This is a genomic window from Arthrobacter sp. GW460-12-1-14-TSB2 (genome assembly GCF_059423525.1).
This window is the reverse complement of the sequence record NZ_JBWKYC010000004.1, coordinates 112,498-136,110: the sequence shown is the minus strand read 5'-3', so window position 1 is coordinate 136,110 and position 23,613 is coordinate 112,498. Positions and strand designations below refer to the sequence as shown.

Below are 23,613 nucleotides of genomic sequence, written 5' to 3'. Positions count from 1 at the left end.
CCGGGGTGAGTTCGGCGGCCGGCTTCCAGCCGGTGAAGGGAGGTGCTGTCAGGGAGTGGGCGTGGCTGTCTCGGTTGGTGACGGTTCAACAATGGCTGTCGGCTCGGGCCCGGCTGTTTGAGTGAGCGTGGGCTCGGCTGTCGGCGCGAGCGTGGGCTCAGCTGTCGGGATGAGCGTGGGCTCGGCTGTCGGCGTGTACGTGGGCTCGGCCGGGGGCGCCGTCGGCACGGTCTCCGTCGGAGTCGCCGTCGCAGTGGACGGCTCTGTCTGGGTTGGCGACGGCGTTTCAGTCGGTGAAGGAGTGGTCGACGGTGTTGCCGTTGAGGTGCCCGTGGGTGGCGGCGTAGTGGTCGCCGTCGGGCTTCCCGACGTCGCCGGAGCGGCCGACGTAGTCGTCGTCGCCGCCGCACTCGCCGATGGCGAAGGCGAAGGCGAAGGCGAAGGCGAAGGCGAAGGCGTCGCCGAGGTGGAAGGCGTCGCCGTGGCCGACGCCGAAGGCGACCCCGGAACGGGTGCTTCCGCGTCCCCGCCCTCCACCGCGTGCGAATTGCTTGCCGAGACGGGAATGGCCCAGGTGGGATCTCCCGCAGGGGCGCCGGCCCCGGGGACGTAACTGATCATGTCTATGTTCCCGAGCTCATCCACTTGCTTAGTGGGCAGGAGCGTCCAGTCCAACGGGTTCGCATGGACGCCGTTGAGGATGGTCTCGAAATGCAGGTGGCACCCCGTGGATGATCCTGTGGTGCCCACTTTCGCGATGACCTCGCCCACTTGGACGGAGTCGCCCTTCTTGACGGCAATTCCCTCCAGGTGGTTGTAGGTGGTGATCAGCCCGTTGCCGTGGTCGATCTCCACGCGGTTGCCACCGCCCCAGGGGTGCCAGCCAACGGCCCTGACCACGCCGGCGTCGGCCGCGTAGACCCGGGTGCCGCAGGCAGCCGCGAAGTCCTGCCCCCAGTGGAACTCACCCGCAGTAGCGGTCAAAGGGCTGACCCGGAGGCCGAAGCCTGAGGTTTCCGTCAGCACTTCAAGGGGGGCCATCAGCGAGCCGGCGGGTGGCCGCCGCGCTTCGTCGGAGGCAACGTTCAGTTCGCGGTGGCCGCTTTTGGATATGGTCCGGATATCGCTGCGGCTGTAGGAAACCAGAGCATTGATATTGGCGTTAATGGCCGCCGGTGCAATACCCAGCGGTTTCATAAAGGCATCCGGCCACCAAGGCGCATTTCCTGCACCGCCCATCGGGGCCTGTTGCGAGGTTGCACCAACCGCTGCCGACGGCGGTGAGGCGGGGCCCTGGAGGCCAAGGGCAATCACGCCAAACGTTGACACAGCGCAGACGCCAAGTATCCGTGCAGCGACGAGGCAAGGCCTGCCGGGATTTTCGTCGTGTCCATATCCCCAGTGATTTCCCACGTGCTGACTCCTGCGATAGGCCCGCCAGACCCCAATCTCGACGGACTTACGATTCCTATGGGAACACAGCCCCCTCCCGTCTGTGAACCCCCAACATCGGGACCGTCAGAACGCTACCGCGGGATTCCGCCATTTCCGGCCGGAATTCCCAGCTGATTCACAGGCGCCGGGGGCTCCTTGGGCTCGTCCGGAGCTGAGCCCGGACGAATATTTGGACCCGAATGCGCAAGAATGGACCATGCGCAATGTCCTCAGGGAGTGGCAGGCCGAGCTCAGGCAAACATTCACCGGTACACGGGGGGCAGTGCCGGGCTGGGTTCCCCGGCTGGAAGAGGGTGACGACGCCGGTTATCACCTTCCGGGGTCCGCCGTCTGGGCGGTCCACGGCTCCATGACCACCATTGTGGCGGGAATCCGCGCCCTCCTGATGCAGGCCCTCCATCCGGGCGCCCTTGCCGGCGTCCAGGACCATTCACGGTTCCGCGAAGATCCGCTGGGGCGGCTGGCTGGAACAATCCGCTGGATCTTCACCGTGTCCTATGGCTCCACGTCCGCCGCGCATGAAGCATCCGGCTTCGTCCTGCGGCTGCACGAATCGGTGCGGGGAGACTACGTGGACGCCCACGGCATCGCCAGGAGCTACGCGGCCAACGACCCCGAGCTGCTCCGGTGGGTACACATCGCGTTCACTGACGCGTTTCTCTCGGCACACAAGATCTGGGGCCGGCCCATCCCCGGCGGCCCGGATGCCTACGTTCGGGAGTGGGCGCACGCGGGACGGCTAATGGGCGTGGATTCGCCGCCCCTCAGTGAGGCGGAAATGCGGGAGCAGCTGGACAGCTGGTACTGCGCCGGCGACCTCCGTTCCGATGAAAGGGTGGCCGAAATTGTGGCCTTCATCCGCAATCCCCCGCTTCACCCATCACTGCGGCCCGGATACAAGATGCTGTTTGCCGCCGCGGTTTCAAGCCTCGAACCGAAATACCGGGACATGCTGGGACTCCGGGCGCCTCGGCTGGGCCCCTTCCCGCTTCCGGTGAGGTTTGGCACCAAAGTGACGCTCGCCGTCGTCGGGGTGGCCCTGGGCGGGGTCCGTCCCGGCGGCAGGATGGGACCGAGCGAGCAGGCCGCACGACGGCGGCTTCGTCGGCTGGGATTTGCCGCCTAGGTGCGGAACGGATGTGCCGCCAAGGTCCGGAACGCAAAAAGGCCCCGGTCCAAGGACCGGGGCCAATACGCGGAGAATGGGGGATTTGAACCCCCGAGGGCGTTAACCCAACACGCGTTCCAGGCGTGCGCCATAGGCCGCTAGGCGAATTCTCCAGTAGCTTCTGAATCAAAAGCAGATACTAGAATACCTGAACTTTTCGGCATCACCCAATTGGGCCGGATTGAACGTGACGGCTGCGAGTTCAGCGGCCGCCCACACCCGTGCACTGCAAGGGCAATCCCACTGCCCGAAAGCGCCATTAACGCAAAAATGGACGCCCCCAATGCGCCCACTCTTCCGGAACACCGTTGAGCTGCCGGGTCCGGCCCTCGCGCCAGGCCCTGCAGCTCACAACCTTGAGTTCAAGTTGAGATTGCCCCAATCGGTGTACATATCCATCGTCCGCTTTGTGCCGATGATAAGCAAGGGTTCCTACCGCATTATCGGCCGACCGTTATCGACTTGTGGCGTTAGCCATTTGTCACTGCCCTTCCGCAGCTACTGAGAAGATGGGCGGATGACGCAACTGCATGCCCTGGTGACCTACGTTCCCGCAGACCACGCGGAGGCTGTCCTGGCAGCCGTGGGCGATGCGGGCGCCGGGCGGATCGGGAATTATTCGCACTGCGCGTTCACCGCCCCTGGCACCGGCCGGTTCACTCCGCTCGCCGGGTCCCGGCCGTTTATCGGTTCGGAGGGCCACAGCGAACAGGTTCCGGAAATAAGGATCGAATGCGTTGTTGACGAAGACGTGCTCGACGCCGTCGTGGCTGCCCTGCGTCTGGCCCACCCCTACGAGGAGCCCGCACTGATGAGCTGGGCGGTCAACGGGCACCCACTCTCGACAGCGCAGAATGGCCCGGGGAGGTAACCGGAGCGGGCTGAAACGGGCCGCCAGGAGCCGATTCGGGGCACACCAAATCATCGGGTAAACTCATTGACGGCCCCTCATGTGGCGTCATCCTGTTGAACTCCCCCAGGACCGGAAGGTAGCAAGGGTAAATGGGCTCTGGCGGGTGCATGGGGGGTCTTTACTATTCCCCCACAGGGCGGCAAACTGTCAGCCCGGATTGGTAGGGTTTTCTCTGTGAGTGTTACAACCGCCCTTTATCGCAGATACCGTCCAGACTCCTTTGCTGACGTTATCGGGCAGGAACACGTCACGGAGCCGCTGATGACGGCGCTGCGCAAGAACCGCGTCAATCACGCCTACCTGTTTTCCGGTCCGCGCGGCTGCGGCAAGACCACCTCGGCCCGCATCCTGGCCCGTTGCCTGAACTGTGCCGAGGGCCCCACGGACACCCCCTGCGGCACGTGCCCCAGCTGCATCGAGCTTGCGCGCGGCGGCTCCGGTTCCCTTGACGTGATCGAGATCGATGCTGCGAGTCACGGCGGCGTGGACGACGCCCGAGACCTTCGCGAACGCGCCACGTACGCTCCTGTCCGGGACCGGTACAAGATCTTCATCATCGACGAAGCCCACATGGTCACTTCGGCAGGCTTCAACGCCCTGCTCAAGATCGTGGAAGAGCCGCCGGAACACATCAAGTTCATCTTTGCCACCACGGAGCCGGACAAGGTAATCGGCACCATCCGTTCGCGGACCCACCACTACCCGTTCCGGCTGGTCCCGCCCGAGCCCCTCATGGCCTATCTTGAGCTGCTCTGCAACCAGGAAAACGTTCCCGTGGCGCCGGGAGTGCTGTCCCTGGTGATCCGCGCCGGCGGCGGTTCCGTCCGGGATTCGCTGTCAGTCCTGGACCAGTTGATGGCCGGCGCCGGCCCCGCGGGACTGGACTATGAACTCGCTGTCGCACTGCTGGGCTACACCCACGCATCCCTTCTGGATGACGTCGTTGAAGCGGTGGCAGCCTCGGATGCAGCCACTGTCTTCCGTGCTGTGGACCGCGTCATCCAGACCGGCCACGATCCGCGCCGCTTCGTGGAGGATCTGCTGGAGCGCTTCCGCGACCTCATCATCGTCCAGGCCATGCCGGAGAGCGCCCAGTCGATCCTGCGCGGCATGCCGGCTGACCAGATAGCCCGGCTGAAGAACCAGGCCCACAACCTGGGCGCAGCCGAGCTGTCCCGGGCGGCAGACGTCACCAACACTGCACTCACCGAGATGACCGGGGCGACGTCGCCGCGGCTTCACCTTGAGCTGCTGTGCGCCCGTATCCTCCTCCCCAATTCCGAGCAGACCGAACGCGGCATCGCCGCCCGGATCGACCGCGTGGAGCGGCGCCTGAACTACGGCGGGAACGACGTCGGTGCTCCCGCCGCTGCTTCAGCGCCGACCCCGCCGGCCGCACCTGTGCCTGCCCCGGCGGCTTCCGCTGGCCCCGCTGTTTCCCCCGCGCCCGCCGCCGCACCCGAACCCTCTCCGGCACGTCCGGTTCAGGTCGCACCCGTACAGGCACCTCCGGTACAGGCCGCGCCGGTTCAGGCACCACCGGTACAGGCCGCGCCGGTTCAGGCAACCGTCCCCGCGGTCGAAGCCGCCGCAGGACGAAGCGAAGCGCCCGCACGCGAATCCATCACTCCGCCGCGGGTTTCCACCACCGACTGGCCTGTTGACGAGCCCTCCGCGAATCGGGGCCCGGCCACCCAGGCGCCCTCACGTTCCGCTGCTCAGCAGGTCCCGCCTGCACCTGCCGCGGCTTCCGCGCCCGCAACGCCAATACCGGCTGAACCGGTTGCGGCTGAGCGCACACCCCTGAAGTCCGAAGCGGCCCAGACGGCGGCGGCCGGCAACCCTGCGGCCCACGGCCCCGCCGGCGACGTCGAGGTCCTGCGCCGCGCCTGGCCTGATGTCCTGCAGACCCTGAGCAAAATCAAGCGCAGCACCTGGGCCCTTGTGGAGCCCAACGCCCAGGTGAGCCAGTTCGACGGCCAGGTGCTCACCTTGGCCTTCACCACGTCCGGACTGGCCGGTGCCTTCGGCCGGGCAGACCATTCGGAAAATCTTCGCCAGGCAATCCACAAAACCGTGGGGATCGACTGCCAGATCAATGCAGTGTCCGGCAGCGCCAGCAGCTCAGCGAGCTCTGAGCCAAACCCAAAAGCACCCGCTAGCCAGGAACCTCCGGCGACGTCCGCTGACGTTGCCTGGGGTCTTGCCCCCGCAACCGCTGCGCCGGCCGCAGGCCCCGCGGTGAGCCCTGCGGCTCAGCGCCCGGCCGCCACGCCTGCCGGCCGCCAGGTCGCTGACACCTCTCCGCTCCGTGCCGCCGACCCTGCCGGCCCTGCCGACGCGCTCAAGGCCACAAACATTGCCAACGCCGCCAACGCTGCCAACGAGGCCAACGAGCTTGAGCCCGCGAAGGTCCGCCCGGCACAGCGGCCGCAAGATGACGCGTCCGGTTCCTACAGCTACCCCGACGATGACTGGGGGCCGCCCCTGGACGAAGATGCTCCCCCGCTGGACGAGGAGCCGCCCATGGACTGGGCTCCGTCCGTTCCGGCGCAGTCAGGTTCGGCGCAGTCAGGGCCGATCCAATCAGGGCCGGTCCAATCAGGGCCGGTCCAGTCCGGCAGGACCTCTCCCGGCGCACCGGAACGTGCACGCGCGGATAGTAGGATCTCCCGCGAACAGCCTTCCGGGAGGTCGACTTCCGCCGACTCTTCACGTGCCGCGGGCGAGCTCTCCAACGACGATCCATGGTCCCGTGCCAAGGAAGAGGCTCCGGGCGTCTGGACCGTAGGTGCCGAGTCGAACGTTGGCAAGTCCGTGGAAGACCCGGACCGCGCCGGCATTCCTGTGGTTCCAGAACCTCAGGCGCCCCAGTACGAGCCGGCGGCGGCCCAGCTCCCCCGGCCCGGCGGGACGCCTGACGAAGCCTCCGCCCACCAACCGGACGGCTCCCCGCGCCCGGCCGAAATCCGGCAGCCGGTGGGTGCACTGGCTGGTGCGAACAGTGCACCCGGCGCAGGCTGGGCAACGTCCGCGCAGTATGTTCCCGCCACGGCCACTGACCCGTCGACAGCGATGGCCGGCCCGGATGTCCGGAACATCGCGTCCGCAACTGCACCGGCGGCCTACGCGTCCGCTCCCGCCCAGCCGGCCCCGGCCCCTGCAACCGCGCCCGGCGCGGTGAAGCAGAGCCTGTACCAGCGGCTGTCCAACAGCCCCGAGGCGGAAGCCGGTAGGGCCAAGGCCCCTGCGCGACAGGCCGAGGCGGTCAAGACCTATGTCCAGGACACACCCAGCCCGGACGACGAAACGATCGAGGAATCGAGCGTGTTTGGACGCGCCGCCGTCGAGCGTATTCTGGGCGGAAAACTGGTGGAGGAACGGTCCTTGGACGGCAGCCCGATCGCCCCCCGCTTCTAGCCTTCCCCGCGGGATGTGCGGGCATCCTTCAAACCAACGAGTCAAACGAACGAGGACATTGTGTACGAAGGTGCAGTTCAAGAGCTGATCGACGAACTGGGCCGCCTTCCCGGGGTGGGGCCCAAGTCCGCCCAGCGGCTGGCTTTCCATATCCTCGAGGCGGACCCGCAGGACATGAAGCGGCTCGTCGAAGCCATCACCACGGTGAAGGAACGGGTGAAGTTCTGCACGGTGTGCGGCAACGTCACTGAGCAGGAATTGTGCAACATCTGCCGCGATACGCGCCGGGATCCCTCGGTCATCTGCGTTGTGGAGGAGTCCAAGGACGTCCTGGCAGTCGAGCGAACCCGTTCCTTCCGAGGCCGCTACCACGTCCTCGGGGGCGCGATTAACCCCATCGCCGGAGTCGGCCCGGAGCAGCTGCGCATCAGGGAACTCCTCACCCGGCTGAACGACGGCGCCATCCAGGAAATCATCATCGCCACGGACCCCAACCTTGAGGGCGAGGCTACCGCCACCTACCTGGCCAGGATGCTGAAGTCGATCGGCATCACCGTCACCCGGCTGGCTTCCGGTCTGCCGGTGGGCGGAGATTTGGAGTACGCGGATGAGGTCACCCTGGGGCGCGCCTTCGAGGGCCGCCGCAACGCCCTGAGCTGATCCCGACAGCGACGGCTCACCATGGAATCGATTGCCTCCATCGTCACTGAACGCCTGGAACTGCGCCTCGTGGCGCAAGCCGACGCAGCCGCCCTCCGAGGATTCCGGGGCCATCCCGACGCAGTCCGCTATTTGTCGCATCAACCCCTGACGGCGGGGCAAACGGACCGGCTCCTCGCTGAACTGCTGGTCCGCGCTGAACGCTCCACGGCCGATTGGTTCCACTACGCCTGGGCGGTAGTCCTCCGCTCAACCGGCGCCGTGATCGGCGATGCCCGCACATGGAACACGGCCGAGCCGCCGCTGTCGGGCGGCATTCCGGCGGACTTTGCCAGCCTTGGCTACCTCCTCCACCCGAACCACCACGGCAAGGGGTACGGCAGCGAAGCCGCCGGGGCACTGGTCCGCTGGCTCTTCACCGAGCGCGGAACGAACGCCATCTACGCTGGCGTCTACGAACCGAACACTGCTTCGCGGCGCCTCCTGGAAGGTCTCGGCTTCGTCCAGGATCAATATTTCACCGCCGCCCAGGACACCTATGGCAAGGGGCTGGCCTCGTGGCGCTACCGCCTGGACCGCGTGGCGTCGCCCCTTGTCGAAGATGACTAACGGGAGGCCACCATGCGGTCACAATTCAGCGCGGCGCTGTTCCCGGCGATAAACTGGGCACATCAGTTACGCCGTCGCGCCGTTTTTGGTTGCTTGGCCCCGGAACCCCGATTTGATGCAGTGAGGGTGCGCGCATGAGTATGCCCACTACCGAAGTGAAAACCGAGAACCAGCCCGGCGTGCTGCCTGTCGCTACTGCCCGCACCAAACAGCTCATCGTGCAAAAGTTCGGCGGCTCATCAGTTTCCGACGCGGACGGCATCAAACGGGTTGCCAAGCGCGTCGTCGATGCACAAAGGGCCGGCAACGAAGTCGTCGTGGTGGTTTCCGCCATGGGTGACACCACGGACGAATTGCTGGACCTTGCCGCCCAGGTCACCGACGCTGCCCCCGCGCGTGAAATGGACATGCTCCTCTCCGCCGGTGAGCGCATTTCCATGGCCCTGGTGGCCATGGCCATCAACAAGCTCGGTGCCTCTGCCCAGTCGTTCACGGGCTCGCAGGCCGGCATGATCACCGACGGCATCCACGGCAAGGCGCGCATCATCGACGTCGACCCCCACCGGATCCGCACCGCCCTGGACAAGGGGCACATCGCCATCGTGGCTGGTTTCCAGGGAATGAGCCGCACCACCAACGAGATCACCACCCTGGGACGCGGCGGATCCGATACCACCGCGGTGGCCCTCGCCGCCGCCTTGGACGCCGATGTCTGCGAGATCTACACGGACGTGGACGGCATCTACACGGCGGATCCCCGCGTTGTGCCCTCCGCCCAGAAGATCGACCGCATCTCCAGCGAAGAAATGCTGGAGCTGGCAGCTTCCGGCGCCAAGATCCTGCACCTGCGTTGCGTGGAATACGCGCGGCGATTCGGCGTGCCTTTGCACGTTCGTTCGTCATTCAGCCAGAACGAAGGCACCTGGGTCATGCCCGGAGCCGACGACAAGATCAAGACTCAAGAGGGAGTTGCCTTGGAGCAGCCAATCATCTCCGGCGTTGCACACGACCGTTCCGAAGCCAAGGTCACTGTGGTGGGCGTCCCGGACATCCCGGGCAAGGCCGCCGCGATCTTCCAGGTGATCGCCGATGCACACTCCAACATCGACATGATCGTTCAGAACGTCTCCACGCATGGAACGGGCCGGACGGACATTTCCTTCACGCTCCCCATCGTGGAAGGTGCCGACGCCCTCGCCGCCCTCCGTGCGGCCCAGCCGGAAATCGGCTTCGAAAGCATCGAGTACAACGAACAGATCGGCAAGCTTTCGCTGATCGGCGCCGGCATGCGCTCCCACCCCGGCGTCTCGGCCACGTTCTTCAAGGCGCTTTCCGATGCCGGCATCAATATCAACATGATCTCGACGTCGGAAATCCGCATCTCCGTGGTGACGCACGCCGACCTGCTGGATGATGCAGTCCGGGCCATCCACAAGGCATTTGACCTGGACAGCGAAGACGAAGCAACTGTGTACGGCGGCACCGGCCGCTAAGGCAGGCCCGCCCGGGTCCCAGGACCAGTGCAATAAAAGAACACCACAAAAGGAACGGCACCGCAGGGAACCCGCGGTGCCGTTCCTTTTGTGGTGTTGATGGGCTGCAAAGGGGTTGCAGCTCCGGCCTTGCGCCGCAACGGCCTACGTGATGTCTTCCTTGCGGACTGCGTAGTGGTGTCCCTCGGAGTCTGTCTCTACCTCGAAATGGGCGAGGTCCTCTTCGGAAGCAGCCTCAAAGTCGTCGTGCTTGTGAACAACGGGGACTGTTGGATCACCGCGGGTGGCTGGTCCAAAGAAGAACCGCAGCTTGTCGGTCTTCATCATGAAGCGCTGTATCGCCTTTGCCACAATTCCCACCCCCTTTCCCTTGCTCGGGTCAAGCAGTGATGCATTGGCCGGTTGGTATCTGTGCCCATATTTTACGCCCGGGGACAGAAAAAGGCCCCGGCCCGCATGCCAGTGTGCGGCACCCCGGTTCGCAGGCTAGCGGAGGGACTTATCCTCCGGATTCCTGGGCACTACATACGTGCTGCCGTCCGGCCTGCGGATGGTTTCCCACTGCTGGGACTCCGCTTCCCGGCGCAAAAGCAGCGCCTTGTTCTCGTCGGTCATCTCATGGCCCAAGGCACTGCGGTTCGCCGGCCCGAAGATGGCACGGAGCCTGCCGGTGGCGCGCATGAACCTTTGGGAGGCGTTTTCCTTGTTAGCCATTGCGGGTTCCCTTCAGAACGGTCGAGTCCAATCCAGTGTACGCTAATGATTAGCCCACTAACGATTGAGAGTATGCCGATGAATCAGCGCTCGGCCGCGGCCATCGAAGCGTCTGACGAAGACCTCCTGCTGGAACACCAGCTCTGCTTCGCCCTGACGGTAGCGTCCCGAAGCGTCGTGGGCGCGTACAAGCCGGTTCTGGACACACTGGGACTGACCCATCCGCAGTACCTTGTGATGCTGTGCCTGTGGGAGTCCAGCCCCCGCACCGTCCGGGACATCAGCGATGCGCTGGCCCAGGAACCGGCCACGATCTCGCCGCTGTTGCGCCGCCTCGAGGCGGCCGGATACATCACCCGCGGCCGCGCTGCCGGCAACGAGCGCGCTCTGGCCGTGGGGCTGACACCGAGTGGCGCTGCTCTCCGGCAGCAGGCGACGGCGGTTCCCGGCACCATGATGGAACGCCTGGGCCTGACCCGCGACCAGGTAGGCGCACTGCACCAGGCGATGACGGACCTGATCGCCGCCACCAGGACCGCAGCCGAACGGGACGCCGCCGGATGGGACAACACAGGCGAAGAGTCCGCACGAGCTTAGCCCGGACCCGCCCCGCCCGGATGGCAGCCGCGGCCGGCAATCACTGCGCTGTTACGCCGACATTCAGCTGCGTTGTCGGCCCCGTTCCGTACTTGATCAGGCCCACCCAGTTGCCCGCCGCCAGTCCGGCCCAGCTGGCCGTAAGCTCACCGGTGGTGCCGTTTTCAATGTTGAGTGGATTAGGGCTCACCTTCAGGTTTCCGGCGTCTCCCCCAAGGATCATCACGTCAACCGAAGCTGCAGTCGCCGCGCCGCCGGGGCTGGCGAACAGGTTGGTGGTCACCTTCCAGTCACCTGCCACGGGATCCGTGATGGACACTGCCTCGCTGGCAGCAGGCGTAGCCCCCGGATACAAGAGCCCCGCCGGAGAGACCACGTATAAATCGAAGTCCGCTGCCGGATTGGCGGAGTTCACCGCAAACTTGGCCAGCGACGAACCTGCCGCAACGGTGACGATCTGAACGTCGTTCGCGGCGTCCTTGACCCCGGTGTATGGCCCGGGAACCAGGCTGATCGCCGTCGAGTTTGCCTTGGCGAGCCCCTTGACGGTGACGTCGATCGGCTCGGGGCTGCCGGACGTTACCGGAATGACGATGCTGCCCGTGCCGCCCGCGGAAGCGGCATTAACCACCGCCGGCGCAACAGCGGTCACTGAACGGATGGCCACTGGCACTCGGACAGTGGCTTCACCAGAGCTCCAGGTCAGCGATCCGCCAACGAAGGCGTCCAGGGCCGCGCCGGAGTTCGTGAACTGCACCGTGAATGTGGCTTTCTCGCCTTCGGCCAGGGTCAGCACGTCCGGGGTCACCTCAGCCGTGATTCCGGGAACATCGACTTCCGCACTGTAGGTTCCGGCCGTCAACGCGGTCACTGTCCGCGTCACGGTTTGCGTGCCGGTGAGCCCGCCGATCGCGATGGAGGGCAGGTTGACGTCCTTGGCGGCCACCGGCGCAACGCCCAGCTGATAGCCCTGGCCCTGCAGGAAACCGAGCCAGTCGCTGGGGCCGGCGTCGTACACCAGCCCCGGCGTTGCCATCCGTGCCGGATCGATCTGTCCGGCGCCCTGGGCGAAGACGTCGTGGACGGGAGATCCCTCGGCATCCACCAGATCGTAGGCCGTGGTCATCATGGCTGATTTGACCGTGGCCGGGGACCACAGGGGGTTCTTGCCTAGCAACAGTGCCCCGAGTCCGGCAATATGCGGCGCTGCCATGGACGTCCCGGACAGGAACCCGAAGTTCTGGCCGTTGGAACCTGCCGGCGAGACAGCAGCAAGGACGCCCACGCCGGGAGCCGCAATGTCCGGTTTCAGGAGGTCACCACTGGCCGCAAGGGTGGGCCCGCGGGAGGAGAACCCGGCGATCTGCGGGACCGGTGGCGGGTCCTGGCCGGTGGTGTCGGTGGACACCAGGCTCGCCGTCAACGCCGTGTCCGCCCCTACGGCCTCCTTGATGGCGGGATCGTCGAGGTGGACCGTGGGAACGCTGTGCAGGTCCACATCCAGTGAGTTGGTTGTCAGGTTGACCAGGACCATGCCGACACCGCCGGCCTGGGCCACGGTCATGCTCTTGGCCGTCCGGTCCACCACACCCCGGTCGCAGACTACGATCTTGCCGGCTGTCTTGGCCGGGTCAAGCGTGCCGGGCGCACACAGTGCGGCATTGGCATCCAGTGCACCTGCGGCCTTCACAGTGGCAGCGAGCGCGATGGGCGCATCCGCAACTTCCGTGGCCATGATGCTGGCGCCCGCGAACTTCTCGCCGCTGGACAGCTCCACCGTGCCGCGGAGGCTGCTGCTGTGGGTGGAGGCAGCCACGCTGGTAACCCACGGAGCGGCGTGGTTGACGGTGCCGGCCGCCGGGCCGGAGTTGCCGGCTGAAGCGGCCACGAAGATCCCGGCCGCCGCAGCATTCAGGAACGCGATGGACACCGGGTCGGCGGCGGAGTTGTTGGTGCCGGAGATGGAGTAGCTCAGGACGTCGACCCCGTCCCTGATCGCATCCTCAATGGCCTCCACTGCGCTGGAGGCGAAGCAGCCGGTGGTTGCGGGGCTGACGCCCTCCCAGCAGATCTTGTAGACGGCGAGCTTCGCACCCGGGGCAACGCCAGAACCCTTGCCGAAGTCCCGGCCGCCCACGGCCTGGCTGACATCGGTGTTTCCCGCGGCGGTGCTGGCGGTGTGCGACCCGTGGTTGTTGATGTCCCGTGGTGAGAACGTTTCCCTCGGCGAGCGCAGCCCCGGTGGTACGCCTGCCTTGAAGGCTTCGTCGTAGTACCGGGCGCCGATAACCTTGCTGTTGCACTCTGTTCCGGCGAATTCGACGCCCGCCTCGCAGACGCCCGTGAAAGTGCTGCCGTCCGCTTTCAGCATGGTGATCTGGTTTGCGGGCGACAGGTACGGCTCGCCCACTTGCGGCGCTCCGGCCAGCGGCTTCACCTGTTCGCCGGCAAAGAACGGATTGCCCGGTGTGTAGCCCGTGTCCAGGACTCCCACGACAGTTCCCTTGCCTGCGTTGGCGACGCCGGCAAACTGTTGTGCCCAGACCCCATCAGGACCTGGCAGACCCAGGAATTCGGTGCTGGAGTAGTCAATTTTGTTCAAGCTGTCCTTAACGACAGCAAGGACGCTTCCGTCCTTGCTTAACGCGCTGGCCTGCTCCGCGGACAACTCCGCACTGAAGCCGTTCACCGCCAGTGTGTAGTTGTCGTCGATGGCCACACCCTCCTCCGCGGCCAGCCTGCTTTGCTCTGACTCCAGGTGTGCCGAGTAGCGCTGGGACTCAGCGCTGCCGGCGTCGAGCTTTCTGCCGTTGGACGCGGCCGTCCCGGGGATGCCTTCGATGCCGCCCGTGTAGGCGGCCAGGGGTTTGTCCTTCAACATCACGATGTAGCGTCCGGCGTCGAGCGACGGCGTGTCTTCCACAACGGGGTCCGCGGCTGCCTGGGCGGGCGCCGCCAGCCCCTGGCCGATCATGAGTGCAATTCCCAAAGCGACGGCGGCGCCGAGGCGTGTGGCTGGATTTCTGCTTTGAAGGCGGGAGCCCACAGGCGGGTGAGTCATGACGAACGGCCTCCTAGGTTGCCGGACCGGGGGCATAACCGGTCCCACCTCCCGGATGTATCCGTCCACGTCGGCGAAACGTGGGCGTGAGGCCATACATCCAGTGATGTGAGAAACATACCGGAGTGGGGCCGCGGAATCGAGATGTCCGGGACAGATTTAATCGCCGGCCGCGCCGGGGTGCCCGGACTGGCGCGCCCAAGACCGGGGCCGGGCCGAACGGCAGGGTTCATCGTGGGGCTGCGGCGATAGAATGGACCAAAATGAGGAGGACCGGTAATGCGTAAGGCATGGATTCACGCGCTCGTCCTGGTATCCGTCGCCGGTCTCGCTGCCTGCTCGCCGGGCGGTGGCGGCCCAAGCCCTTCTTCCTCTGCTACCTCCAGCACCGCCAGCCCCTCGGCTACGCCCTCGCCGGACACAGAAACTACGGTCCCGGCCCCCTCTCCTCCGCCGGCGTCGGCGCCCGCCACATCCGGGCCCGGCAAGGGGGACGCCGAGCTCGCCATTATGGTCAAGCCGTCGGAATCGGAAGCCGCGCTGAACTACACGCTGGTGTGTAAAGGCGGCGTTCCGACGGCCGAAAGCAGCCACCCCTCGGCTGCTGCGGCCTGCACCGCGTTGAAGGACAACCCGGCGGCGCTCAGCCCGGCTCCCCGCAGCACGGACCAGGCCTGCACCCAGCAATATGGCGGCCCGCAGGAGGCCACTGTCACCGGGATCGTGGACGGGTCGCCGGTGGATTCATCCTTCGCCCGCAGGGACGGCTGCGAAATCGGCCTGTGGAATGCGGCCAAGGACATCCTGGGCTCCGCAGGCGGGGTTTCCTAGGCTGATGCAGATTCTGAAGCACGGCCAGCAGAAGGCGCTGCCGGCGGACGCCTGGCAGCGCCTCGAAGCAGCCCATCAGGCCCGGGTCCGGCGCTATGCCGACCCCTACCTTGCCCGCCGCTCGGCCGGTAAGAAACACCCCGTGGAGGATTTCCTCTTCACGTACTACACCCAGAAACCGGGCCAGCTCCTGCGCTGGCACCCGGGCGCCGGCGTCGTCCTGACCGGGCCGGAAGCCGCCGCCCGCTCCGGCTGGAAGTACTACACAATGCTCGACGACGGCGACCTTGCCGCCGCTGGCCTGCCGCCCGGCACCACGGCCGCGACTGTCGACCTCACCTCGTTCCTCGCCGAACGCAAGGAGGCGTTGCAGTTCGCCGGGATCATCCTGCGCGGCACGGCGTTGCGGCCCGCCCAGTTTGGCTGCTTCGGCCTGCACGAGTGGGCAATGGTGTACCGCCAGGACAAGTTTGAATTGCGCCACGAATACCTGCAGCTGCGCCTGGGGGCGGCTGGCACCGACCGGGTGGTGGAGGACAACAGGATCCGGTGCTCCCACTTTGATGCCTTCCGCTTCTACACTCCGGATGCCGCACCCCTGAACGAACTCACTCCGAGCCGGGACAACCAGCGGTCCATGGAGCAGCCCGGCTGCCTGCACGCCAACATGGACTTGTACAAGTGGGCCTACAAGCTGGCGCCCGCCCTTCCCAGTGAACTCGTGATGGACTGCTTCGAACTGTCCTGGCGCGTCCGCGCCATGGATATGCAGGCGTCCCCCTACGACCTCGAAGAGTGGGGCTACCCGCCCATACCGATAGAAACCGCCGCCGGCAAGGCGGAGTACGTTGAATATCAGCGTGGATTCTCCGCCGAGGCCCAGGAACTGCGGGGACGGCTACTGGAAGCCCTGGCGCCCCTGATCGACGAGCTTGGGGACGGCGAATGACGGCCGACGTGGACCTGGACGTGGACCTGACCGTCCGGCTGACCGAGGCTCCGGGCGCGCCGCAGTATGAGTTCCGCTTGGTCGTGCGCAGGGGTACATCGCCGCAGGCCGCTGCGGCTGACGGCTCAACGCTGCCGGACCCTGCGGCGGCGCTTGCCGCCGTCGAACGTTTTGGTGAGGAAGCCTTCTTCACGCCGCGGCGGGCCGACATGCTCTGCACGCAGCAGTACGGCGGCCCGCAGGTGGCCGTGGTCACGGGGATGTTCCATGGCCGCCCCGTCAACAGTCATTTCAGTCTGACCGACGGGTGCGAAATTGCGCGGTGGCGCTCCCTCGCGCCGCTCTTCGGCGGCACACCGGGATCCACCGGCCAAACCTGAGCAGTCCGGTCTAATCTGCCGGACCTGAGCGAACAGGCCCATCACGCAGGAACGTCCCGGGGGCCTTGCGGCTGCCGGGACGTTCCTTACTGCTGTTTACAGTTGGTGCTCGGGGTTAGGTTCCCGGAACCGCGTCAGCGGTCGTGATCGCCGGAACTCCGGCAGGGTTGGACGCCGCTGCGGTGCCCACCTTGACGTTGATCCACGTCTTGATCCCGTTTGTGCCCAGGCTCAGGCGTCCCAGGTAGGATCCCGGTTCCAGGCCGGTCCAGCTGGCTGTCGCCGTGGTGGCCGTGCCGTTGGGGGCAACGATCGGGTTCGGGTTGACGGCGAGCTTCGCCTCCGGCTTTCCGGGGAACGAAACCGCCTGGACGACCGCCGTGGCAGGTCCGTTATCCGGGGTGGAGTAGAGGTTCGCCACGATGTAGTAGGTGCCTGCACGCGGCGATTCAAGGTCCAGGAACTCACTGGCGGATGCCGTTGCTACCTGGGTTGCCACGAGGCCGCCGCTTCCATTGGGTGCGTAGACCACCATGTCCCAGTCGACGTCGTCCGTTCCGGCCTGGATCCCCAGCCGGGCGAAGGTGGCGCCGGCGGGCACGTCCACTTTGACGAGTGCGTTGTGCTCGTCATTCTTTGCCGCATAGGCGCCGGGTGTCTTGGTGACGGCCGTCTCGGACAAGGGCGCAAGCCCTTCGACTCCCACCGCGATGGGTGCGTCCGAGCCGGAGACCAGGTCCAGGGTTCCGCTGCCGGTGCCGGTGGCCGAACTGAAGGCGAACGACGGGGCAATCTGGGCGTCCACCGGACGGACCGCAATGGGCGAGCTGACCGTGCGCGGGCCCTTCCACGTCAGGGTGCCCGTGGCGAACTTGCCCACCGGCGCACTGACGTTCTTGATGGTGAGGGTGACCTCGCGGGTCTGCCCTGCCTTGGCGAAGTTCAGCATCTGCGGCTCCACGTGGACGCTGACGCCGGGCAGGTCCACCACGGGCCGGTATGTTCCCGGCATCAGCGCCGTGATCTGGCGCTTGACCTGGATCTCGCCCACGAGGCTGCCCAGTGCAATGGACGGCAGGTTGAGGTCGCGCGCGGCAATGGTGCCGGCCTGGGGTGCACCGGTCGCCACGCCCTGGCCGTTCAGGAAGGCCAGCCACTGCTTGATGTCCGAGTTGTACACGAGTCCCGGGTCCAGGACCCGGGTGGCGTCAATGTGCCCGGCGCCGCCTTCGAACGGGTTCCGGTTGGGGGTGCCGTCGGCGTTGACCAGCGGGTAGGCGGTGGTCATCATCGCGGACTTGACCATGGCAGGCGACCATTTGGGCTGCTTGCTGAGCACCAGGGCTCCGAAGCCGGCGATGTGCGGGGCAGCCATGGAGGTGCCGGACATAAAGCCGAACTGCGCGCCGTTGTTGCCGATGGTGGAAACGCCCGCGAGGACGTTCACGCCGGGAGCCGAAATGTCCGGCTTCAGGAGGTCGCCGCCGGAGGCCAGGCTGGGGCCCCGCGAGGAGAACCCTGCCACCTGAGGGGCCGGGGCGAGCGGCTGGCCGGTGAGGTCACCCTTGAGAAGGCTCACCGTGAGCGCCGGATTGGCAGCAAGCTTGGATTTGAGTTCCAGGCTCTTGGGGGCATTGACGTGGACGGTGGGCAGCACGTGGTTGTCTGCATCTTCGGAACTGGAGGACAGGTTGACCAGGATCATGCCCACACCGCCCTTTGCCTGGATCTCGAGGCTCTTGGCCGTGCGGTCCACGACGCCGCGGTCACAGACTACGACCTTGCCGCTGACCTTGGCGGCGTCCAGCGTTCCCGGGCCGCACAGGTTCGCGGCCGTTGGCGCATCCGGGGCCGCAGCGTCGGCGGCAACAACCACGCCGGCGTCCTTGACTTCAGTCTTCATGATGGACGCACCGCGGTACATGCTGCCGTCGGATACCTTGACCGTGCCCAGCAGGTCGCTGGGGAACGTTGAGGCTGCGACGGTGGTCAGCCACGGCGAGGCGTGGTTCACGGTGGAAACGGTGGGTCCGGAGTTGCCGGCCGAGACCGAAACGAACACGCCGGCCGCGGCCGCGTTCAGGAAGGCCAGCGCAACGGGATCCGAGGTGCTGTTGGTGTTGCCGGAAATGGAGTAGTTGAGGACGTCCACCCCGTCCTTGATGGCCGCGTCAACAGCTTCGACCGAGGCGGACGAGTAGCAGCCGCCCGTAGCGGGATTGTCGTCTTCCCAGCAGACCTTGTAGACGGAGACTTTCGCGGCCGGTGCAACGCCGGAGCTCCTGCCGAAGCTGGCGCCGTCGATGACCTGCTCCACGTTGGCGTTGCCGGCGGAGGTGGTGGCCGTATGCGTGCCGTGGCTGCCCACGTCCACCGGGGAGATCAGTTCCTCCGGGGCGCGGTGTTCGGGCGTCACGTACTGACGGAAGGAGTCTGCGAAGTAGCGGGCGCCGACCACCTTGGAGTTGCAGAGCGTCCCGTCAAACGAAGCCCCTGACTCGATGCCCTTCTGGCATTCGCCTTCAAAGGTGGTGCCGTCCGACTTGAGCATGGCGATCTTGCCGCCCGCCGTGAGATAGGGGACGCCCACCTCAGCCTTGCCCTTGAGCGGCTGCACCGCGTCCCCCTGCAGGAAGGGATTGTCCGGGGCGTAGCCGGAGTCGATCACGCCGACCACCACGCCCTTCCCGGCACCGGCTTCGCCGCCGAACTGCTTCGCCCAGGCTCCCTCGCTGCCCGTGAGTTTCAGGAAGTCAGTGGTGGTGTAGTCCGGGGTGTTCTCCACATCCGGTGCCACCAGGAGCACATTGGCGTCCTTGGCAAGTTCGGTTGCCTGCAGCGCGGTGAGCTCAGCGACGAAGCCGTTGAGCGCGCCAGTGAACTGCTTGGACGGGGTCACGCCCTGCTTGGACGCGACGTCACGCTGGGCCTTGCGGAGGTGTGCGTCGTACGCCTTGTAGTTCTGGCTCCCGGCATCCAGCTTGCGGCCCTGCTGCGGTTTGGTTGCCGCTATGCCGTCCGTTCCGCCTTCGTAGGCTGCCGCGGCTTTCTCAGCCAGGACAACGATGTAGCGGCCGTCCTTGTAATCTGTCGGGTTGACGTTTTTTGCCTGTTCAACCCCGTTGGGTTCGGTGGGTGCCGCGGTAGCGGGACCCACCGCGACGGAGGAGAGCAGCAGCGGGAGGCCCACAGCCAACGCTGCAGCCTTCCGGAGTCCCCCGCCCCGGACAAGGCTTATTCCTTTTGATTTCACGAGCGACTGAAACCTTTCATGAGGTACGGGTCCGGCGGTGCGGCCGGTCTCGGTCAGCTGGGAAATGACAGCCGGATCGACAGTTCCTGTCATCCGGCGAGACCAGCCGAGTCAAACAGTACAGAGTGAGAGCCGGATATGACATAGGACACAAGTATCGTTTTGCTTTTGTCATCTCGGGCTTGGGCAGGGCACGACTGAGGGCGGTTTCCGCAGTGGAAACCGCCCTCAGTTCAAGTCAGATGTTCAGGTCAGGGGTTCAGGTCCCGGGATCGGGAAACCGGCCTTACTGGCGCGGAGTCCGGACAACCTCGCTGATCCACTCGCGCGTCTTCGCGTCGATGGGGCCGGCTACGTTTGTTTCCCGGGCCGCGCGATCGGCTTTGATCTTCTGGATGACCATTCGGCCCAGGCCTGCGAACACTGCCGCGGCCATGACCGGAAGAAGGACGGATCTGGGTTTCTGAGCCATGCCGCAATCCTACTGAGCGCACCAGCGCACCACCAGAGCCGGCGTCGTTCTGCACACTCCGGCGAGTGCCCCATTTCACAGTCCAACCACGAATGCGGCTTGACGCATTGCGCCCGGTAGAATGGGCAGGCAAGCTCGCGGAGCGCTCGTTCCCGCTGTCTTATGTTTGGAGTCCGCAGTGGCTGTGAATACAGCAGCAGACCAGCGTGAGACGGCATCACTCCGCTGCGCCCTTACCCAACGCTCACGCACAGGAGTTACCGGATGCCCCGGATCGTCGTCGACGTCATGCCCAAGCCCGAGATTCTGGACCCGCAGGGGAAGGCCATCGTGGGTGCACTCCCGCGGCTGGGCTTCACTGCCTTTAGCTCTGTCCGCCAGGGCAAGCGCTTTGAACTCACTGTCGACGGCGAGGTGACCGAGGAAATCCTGGCCCAGGCCCGGAACGCCGCAGAAACCCTGCTGTCCAACCCCGTCATCGAGGACGTCGTCAACGTCGAGGTCGTCGAGGCCTGAGATGACTGAACTTCCCTTGATCGGCGAGGCGGTCGCTGTCGCCGCGCACCCCCCGCTCGCGGGTGCGAAGATCGGCGTCGTCACCTTCCCCGGCACACTGGATGACCGCGACGCCGCCCGTGCAGTCCGGCTGGCCGGCGGCACCGCAGTGCCGCTCTGGCACGCGGACAGCGCGCTGGGTGACGTCGACGCCGTCGTGATTCCCGGTGGATTCTCCTACGGTGACTACCTCCGCGCCGGCGCCATTGCCCGCTTTGCGCCGCTGATGTCCAAGATCATCGATGCGGCCAACTCCGACGCCAAGCTGCCCGTGCTGGGCATCTGCAACGGCTTCCAGATCCTGACCGAATCGCACCTGCTGCCCGGTTCCATGATCAAGAACGACCACCTGAAATTCATGTGCCGTGACCAGGTCCTGCGCGTTGAAAACAGCAACACTGCGTGGACGCTCGACTACGAGGCCGGCCAGGAAATCACCGTTCCGCTGAAGAACCAGGACGGCCAGTACATCGCGGACGAGAAGGTCCTGGATGCCCTGGAGGCCGAAGGCCGCGTGGTGTTCCGCTACGTGGGCTTCAACCCGAACGGCTCGCGCCGCGACATCGCCGGCATCTCCAACGCCGCCGGCAACGTGGTGGGCCTGATGCCGCACCCCGAGCACGCCGTAGAGGCCGGCTTCGGCCCGGCATCCCTCGACGGCATCGGCGGCTCGGATACCGACGGCCTCGGTTTCTTCACCTCCGTATTGAACAAGATTGTGGGAGGCGCAAAGTGAGTACTTCAGCTGAAACCGTCGGCAGGAAGTTCAACATCGACACGGTCGAAAACGCTGCCAAGACCCCGGACACCGAACTCCCCTGGGCCGAGCTGGGCCTGAAGCAGAACGAGTTCGACGAGGTCGTCAAGGTCCTGGGCCGCCGCCCCACCGGCGCCGAGCTCGCCATGTACTCCGTGATGTGGAGCGAGCACTGCTCCTACAAGTCCTCGAAGAACCACCTGCGCCAGTTCGGCGAAAAGGTGACCGATGAGATGAAGAAGGACATGCTGGTGGGCATCGGCGAAAACGCCGGCGTCACCAACCTGGGCGACGGCTGGGCCGTGACGTTCAAGATCGAGTCCCACAACTCGCCGTCGTTCGTGGAGCCCTACCAGGGCGCCGCCACCGGCATCGGCGGCATCGTCCGCGACATCATCTCCATGGGCGCCCGCCCGGTGGCCGTGATGGATCCGCTGCGCTTCGGCGCCATCGACCACCCGGATACTGCACGCGTCATGCACGGTGCCGTTGCCGGCATCGGCGGCTACGGAAACTCCCTGGGCCTGCCCAACATCGGCGGCGAAATGGTCTTCGACTCCGTCTACCAGGGCAACCCGCTGGTGAACGCGCTGGCCGTCGGCGTCATGCGCCACGAGGACATCCGCCTCGCCAACGCCTCCGGCAAGGGCAACAAAGTGGTGCTGTTCGGTGCCCGCACCGGCGGCGACGGCATCGGCGGCGCCTCGGTACTGGCCTCGGAGTCCTTCGACGACACCAAGCCGTCCAAGCGCCCCGCGGTCCAGGTAGGCGACCCCTTCGCCGAGAAGGTCCTGATCGAGTGCTGCCTGGAGCTGTTCAAGGGTTCACTCGTTGAGGGCATCCAGGACCTGGGCGCCGCAGGCATCTCCTGCGCCACGTCCGAGCTCGCCTCCAACGGCGACGGCGGCATGCAGGTCGAGCTGACCTCGGTCCTGCTGCGCGACCCCACCCTGACCCCGGGCGAGATCCTCATGTCCGAGTCGCAGGAACGCATGATGGCCGTGGTGACCCCCGAGAACATCGCCGCCTTCGAAGCGGTCATGGACAAGTGGGCCGTGGAGTACTCCTGGCTGGGCGAGGTGACCGACACCGGCCGCCTGATCATCACCTGGGAAGGCGAAGTCATCGTCGACGTCGACCCGCGCACCGTTGCCCACGACGGTCCGGTCTACGACCGTCCGTACGCCCGCCCTGAATGGCAGGACTCCGTCCAGGCCGACTCCTTCACCGGATCAGTCCAGGACGCCGGCCGACCCGCCGCCCCTGCGGAACTCGCCGCTGCCGTGACCGAGCTCATTGCCTCGCCGAACATGTGCAGCAAGGACTGGATCACCAACCAGTACGACCGCTACGTCGGCGGCAACACCGCGCTGGCGTTCCCGGACGACGCCGGTGTGGTCCGGGTGGACGAGGAAACCGGCCTGGGCGTGGCCCTGGCCACCGACGCCAACGGCCGTTACACCTACCTCGACCCGTACCACGGCGCACAGCTCGCCCTGGCTGAGGCCTACCGCAACGTCGCCACTTCCGGCGCCGTGCCGATGGCCGTCAGCGACTGCCTGAACTTCGGTTCCCCCGAGGACCCGGATGTCATGTGGCAGCTCGCCGAGGCCATCCGCGGCCTGTCCGACGCCTGCATGGTGCTGGGCATCCCGGTAACCGGCGGCAACGTCTCGCTGTACAACCAGACCGGCACCACCCCCATCCACCCCTCCCCCGTGGTGGCAGTGCTGGGCAAGCTCGACGACGTTGCCCGCCGCACGCCGTCGGGCTGGCGCGAAGACGGCCAGGCCATCTACCTGCTGGGCACCACCGCGGCAGAACTGGACGGATCCGAATGGGCGAACATGCGCGGCCACCTCGGCGGCCTGCCGCCCAAGGTTGACCTCGCCGCCGAACGCGCGCTGGGTGAAATCCTGATCAACGCCTCCCGCGACGGCATGGTGGACTCCGCCCACGACCTCTCCGAGGGCGGCCTCGCGGCAGCCTTGGTGGAGTCCTCGCTGCGCTACGGCGTCGGTGCGCGGATTGCCCTGCAGGACGTCATGGACCGCGACGGCGTGGACCTGTTCACGGCGTTGTTCTCCGAGACGCAGGGCCGCGCGGTTGTTGGTGTGCCGCGTTCCGAGGAAGTCCGCTTCACGGACATGTGCACCGCCCGCGGCTTCGCCCACACACGCATCGGTGTGGTGGACGCGGCCAGCGGTCAGTTGGAGATCAACGGCGTGGACACCCTGTCCCTCGCCGCCCTCCGCGAAGCGCACGAGGCCACGCTGCCGAAGTACTTCGACTAGGCACCCTCATCGATTGCTCCGTAACCGCCCTT

General features: G+C 66.2%; 19 protein-coding genes, 1 tRNA gene, 1 other RNA gene and 1 pseudogene. 15 read left to right on the top strand and 7 right to left on the bottom strand.

Translation table 11 applies throughout. From position 1 onward, the window contains the following. The first annotated feature begins 121 nt into the window (after positions 1-121). Positions 122-613: a hypothetical protein gene (locus AC07YR_RS07935; RefSeq protein ID WP_494733724.1), complete on the top strand. Its 492-nt coding sequence runs from the start codon at positions 122-124 to the stop codon at positions 611-613. A gap of 74 nt (positions 614-687) precedes the next feature. Here the strand turns inward: AC07YR_RS07935 and AC07YR_RS07930 are convergent. Further along, a pseudogene (locus AC07YR_RS07930) lies at positions 688-1,041 on the bottom strand (M23 family metallopeptidase); the annotation flags it as partial. A gap of 610 nt (positions 1,042-1,651) precedes the next feature. Between AC07YR_RS07930 and AC07YR_RS07925 the strand changes: the two are divergent. After that, positions 1,652-2,581: an oxygenase MpaB family protein gene (locus AC07YR_RS07925; protein ID WP_436056592.1), complete on the top strand. Its 930-nt coding sequence runs from the start codon at positions 1,652-1,654 to the stop codon at positions 2,579-2,581. A gap of 70 nt (positions 2,582-2,651) precedes the next feature. Here AC07YR_RS07925 and AC07YR_RS07920 read toward each other — a convergent pair. Beyond that, positions 2,652-2,736, bottom strand: a tRNA-Ser gene (locus AC07YR_RS07920). 404 nt (positions 2,737-3,140) lie between these two features. On the opposite strand from AC07YR_RS07920, the gene AC07YR_RS07915 reads away from it, so the two are divergent. From AC07YR_RS07915 to AC07YR_RS07890, 6 genes are all read left to right on the top strand, one after another. Next, a complete protein-coding gene (locus tag AC07YR_RS07915; RefSeq protein WP_494733633.1) occupies positions 3,141-3,494 on the top strand; it encodes a hypothetical protein in 354 nt (117 codons plus the stop codon). Between the two features lie 68 nt (positions 3,495-3,562). Beyond that, an RNA gene (ffs, locus tag AC07YR_RS07910) (signal recognition particle sRNA small type) lies at positions 3,563-3,659 on the top strand. Positions 3,660-3,710: 51 nt separating this feature from the next. Then, positions 3,711-6,956, top strand: coding sequence for a DNA polymerase III subunit gamma and tau (locus tag AC07YR_RS07905; protein WP_494733632.1), 3,246 nt, complete (start codon positions 3,711-3,713; stop codon positions 6,954-6,956). Between the two features lie 60 nt (positions 6,957-7,016). Then, positions 7,017-7,616 carry a recombination mediator RecR gene (recR, locus tag AC07YR_RS07900; protein ID WP_055801029.1) on the top strand — a complete coding sequence of 200 codons (600 nt, stop codon included), beginning with the start codon at positions 7,017-7,019 and terminating at the stop codon, positions 7,614-7,616. Positions 7,617-7,637: 21 nt separating this feature from the next. Next, entirely contained in the window at positions 7,638-8,225 is a 588-nt protein-coding gene (locus tag AC07YR_RS07895) for a GNAT family N-acetyltransferase (protein WP_494733631.1), read from the top strand. Between the two features lie 134 nt (positions 8,226-8,359). Then, positions 8,360-9,718 carry an aspartate kinase gene (locus tag AC07YR_RS07890; protein ID WP_494733630.1) on the top strand — a complete coding sequence of 453 codons (1,359 nt, stop codon included), beginning with the start codon at positions 8,360-8,362 and terminating at the stop codon, positions 9,716-9,718. 144 nt (positions 9,719-9,862) lie between these two features. On the opposite strand, the gene AC07YR_RS07885 is transcribed toward AC07YR_RS07890, so the two are convergent. Both AC07YR_RS07885 and AC07YR_RS07880 read right to left on the bottom strand, forming a co-directional pair. Further along, entirely contained in the window at positions 9,863-10,045 is a 183-nt protein-coding gene (locus AC07YR_RS07885; protein WP_156372364.1) for a hypothetical protein, read from the bottom strand. Positions 10,046-10,204: 159 nt separating this feature from the next. Further along, complete coding sequence (locus AC07YR_RS07880) at positions 10,205-10,432, bottom strand: hypothetical protein (protein WP_494733629.1); 228 nt, start codon at positions 10,430-10,432, stop codon at positions 10,205-10,207. Between the two features lie 78 nt (positions 10,433-10,510). Between AC07YR_RS07880 and AC07YR_RS07875 the strand changes: the two genes are divergently transcribed. After that, positions 10,511-11,029 carry a MarR family winged helix-turn-helix transcriptional regulator gene (locus AC07YR_RS07875; RefSeq protein WP_436056589.1) on the top strand — a complete coding sequence of 173 codons (519 nt, stop codon included), beginning with the start codon at positions 10,511-10,513 and terminating at the stop codon, positions 11,027-11,029. A 40-nt stretch (positions 11,030-11,069) separates the two neighbouring features. On the opposite strand, the gene AC07YR_RS07870 is transcribed toward AC07YR_RS07875, so the two are convergent. Beyond that, complete coding sequence (locus AC07YR_RS07870) at positions 11,070-14,090, bottom strand: S8 family serine peptidase (RefSeq protein ID WP_494733628.1); 3,021 nt, start codon at positions 14,088-14,090, stop codon at positions 11,070-11,072. Between the two features lie 279 nt (positions 14,091-14,369). Between AC07YR_RS07870 and AC07YR_RS07865 the strand changes: the two genes are divergently transcribed. From AC07YR_RS07865 to AC07YR_RS07855, 3 genes are read left to right on the top strand one after another with little or no spacing between them, the layout of a single operon-like run. After that, entirely contained in the window at positions 14,370-14,921 is a 552-nt protein-coding gene (locus AC07YR_RS07865; protein WP_494733627.1) for an SSI family serine proteinase inhibitor, read from the top strand. Positions 14,922-14,925: 4 nt separating this feature from the next. After that, positions 14,926-15,870, top strand: coding sequence for a 3-methyladenine DNA glycosylase (locus tag AC07YR_RS07860; protein ID WP_436056586.1), 945 nt, complete (start codon positions 14,926-14,928; stop codon positions 15,868-15,870). Continuing rightward, positions 15,867-16,250: a serine protease inhibitor gene (locus tag AC07YR_RS07855; RefSeq protein WP_494733626.1), complete on the top strand. Its 384-nt coding sequence runs from the start codon at positions 15,867-15,869 to the stop codon at positions 16,248-16,250. The genes AC07YR_RS07860 and AC07YR_RS07855 overlap by 4 nt, the downstream gene beginning before the upstream one ends. A 115-nt stretch (positions 16,251-16,365) precedes the next feature. On the opposite strand, the gene AC07YR_RS07850 is transcribed toward AC07YR_RS07855, so the two are convergent. Both AC07YR_RS07850 and AC07YR_RS07845 read right to left on the bottom strand, forming a co-directional pair. Further along, a complete protein-coding gene (locus AC07YR_RS07850) occupies positions 16,366-19,503 on the bottom strand; it encodes a S8 family serine peptidase (RefSeq protein ID WP_494733625.1) in 3,138 nt (1,045 codons plus the stop codon). Between the two features lie 286 nt (positions 19,504-19,789). Then, positions 19,790-19,975, bottom strand: a complete 186-nt coding sequence (locus tag AC07YR_RS07845; protein ID WP_055801054.1) for a hypothetical protein — start codon at positions 19,973-19,975, stop codon at positions 19,790-19,792. A gap of 264 nt (positions 19,976-20,239) precedes the next feature. On the opposite strand from AC07YR_RS07845, the gene purS reads away from it, so the two are divergent. Genes purS through purL form a run of 3 tightly spaced genes read left to right on the top strand, consistent with a single transcriptional unit; the run spans position 20,240 to position 23,581 of the window. Beyond that, on the top strand, positions 20,240-20,491 hold the full coding sequence (purS, locus tag AC07YR_RS07840; RefSeq protein ID WP_011690410.1) for a phosphoribosylformylglycinamidine synthase subunit PurS: 252 nt from the start codon (positions 20,240-20,242) through the stop codon (positions 20,489-20,491). A gap of 1 nt (position 20,492) precedes the next feature. Beyond that, a complete protein-coding gene (gene purQ / locus AC07YR_RS07835; RefSeq protein ID WP_494733624.1) occupies positions 20,493-21,266 on the top strand; it encodes a phosphoribosylformylglycinamidine synthase subunit PurQ in 774 nt (257 codons plus the stop codon). Beyond that, the gene (gene purL, locus AC07YR_RS07830) at positions 21,263-23,581 is read left to right on the top strand and encodes a phosphoribosylformylglycinamidine synthase subunit PurL (protein ID WP_055801061.1); all 2,319 of its coding nucleotides are present in this window, start codon (positions 21,263-21,265) and stop codon (positions 23,579-23,581) included. Before purQ ends, purL begins: the two co-directional genes overlap by 4 nt. Positions 23,582-23,613: the final 32 nt, after the last annotated feature.

Coding starts and splice junctions, on each gene's coding strand:
- AC07YR_RS07925 (WP_436056592.1), top strand. CDS start 1,652: ATGCGCAATGTCCTCAGGGAGTGGCAGGCCGAGCTCAGGCAAACATTC.
- AC07YR_RS07915 (WP_494733633.1), top strand. CDS start 3,141: ATGACGCAACTGCATGCCCTGGTGACCTACGTTCCCGCAGACCACGCG.
- AC07YR_RS07895 (WP_494733631.1), top strand. CDS start 7,638: ATGGAATCGATTGCCTCCATCGTCACTGAACGCCTGGAACTGCGCCTC.
- AC07YR_RS07890 (WP_494733630.1), top strand. CDS start 8,360: ATGAGTATGCCCACTACCGAAGTGAAAACCGAGAACCAGCCCGGCGTG.
- AC07YR_RS07885 (WP_156372364.1), bottom strand. CDS start 10,045: ATGATGAAGACCGACAAGCTGCGGTTCTTCTTTGGACCAGCCACCCGC.
- AC07YR_RS07880 (WP_494733629.1), bottom strand. CDS start 10,432: ATGGCTAACAAGGAAAACGCCTCCCAAAGGTTCATGCGCGCCACCGGC.
- AC07YR_RS07875 (WP_436056589.1), top strand. CDS start 10,511: ATGAATCAGCGCTCGGCCGCGGCCATCGAAGCGTCTGACGAAGACCTC.
- AC07YR_RS07870 (WP_494733628.1), bottom strand. CDS start 14,090: ATGACTCACCCGCCTGTGGGCTCCCGCCTTCAAAGCAGAAATCCAGCC.
- AC07YR_RS07865 (WP_494733627.1), top strand. CDS start 14,370: ATGCGTAAGGCATGGATTCACGCGCTCGTCCTGGTATCCGTCGCCGGT.
- AC07YR_RS07860 (WP_436056586.1), top strand. CDS start 14,926: ATGCAGATTCTGAAGCACGGCCAGCAGAAGGCGCTGCCGGCGGACGCC.
- AC07YR_RS07855 (WP_494733626.1), top strand. CDS start 15,867: ATGACGGCCGACGTGGACCTGGACGTGGACCTGACCGTCCGGCTGACC.
- AC07YR_RS07845 (WP_055801054.1), bottom strand. CDS start 19,975: ATGGCTCAGAAACCCAGATCCGTCCTTCTTCCGGTCATGGCCGCGGCA.
- purS (WP_011690410.1), top strand. CDS start 20,240: ATGCCCCGGATCGTCGTCGACGTCATGCCCAAGCCCGAGATTCTGGAC.
- purQ (WP_494733624.1), top strand. CDS start 20,493: ATGACTGAACTTCCCTTGATCGGCGAGGCGGTCGCTGTCGCCGCGCAC.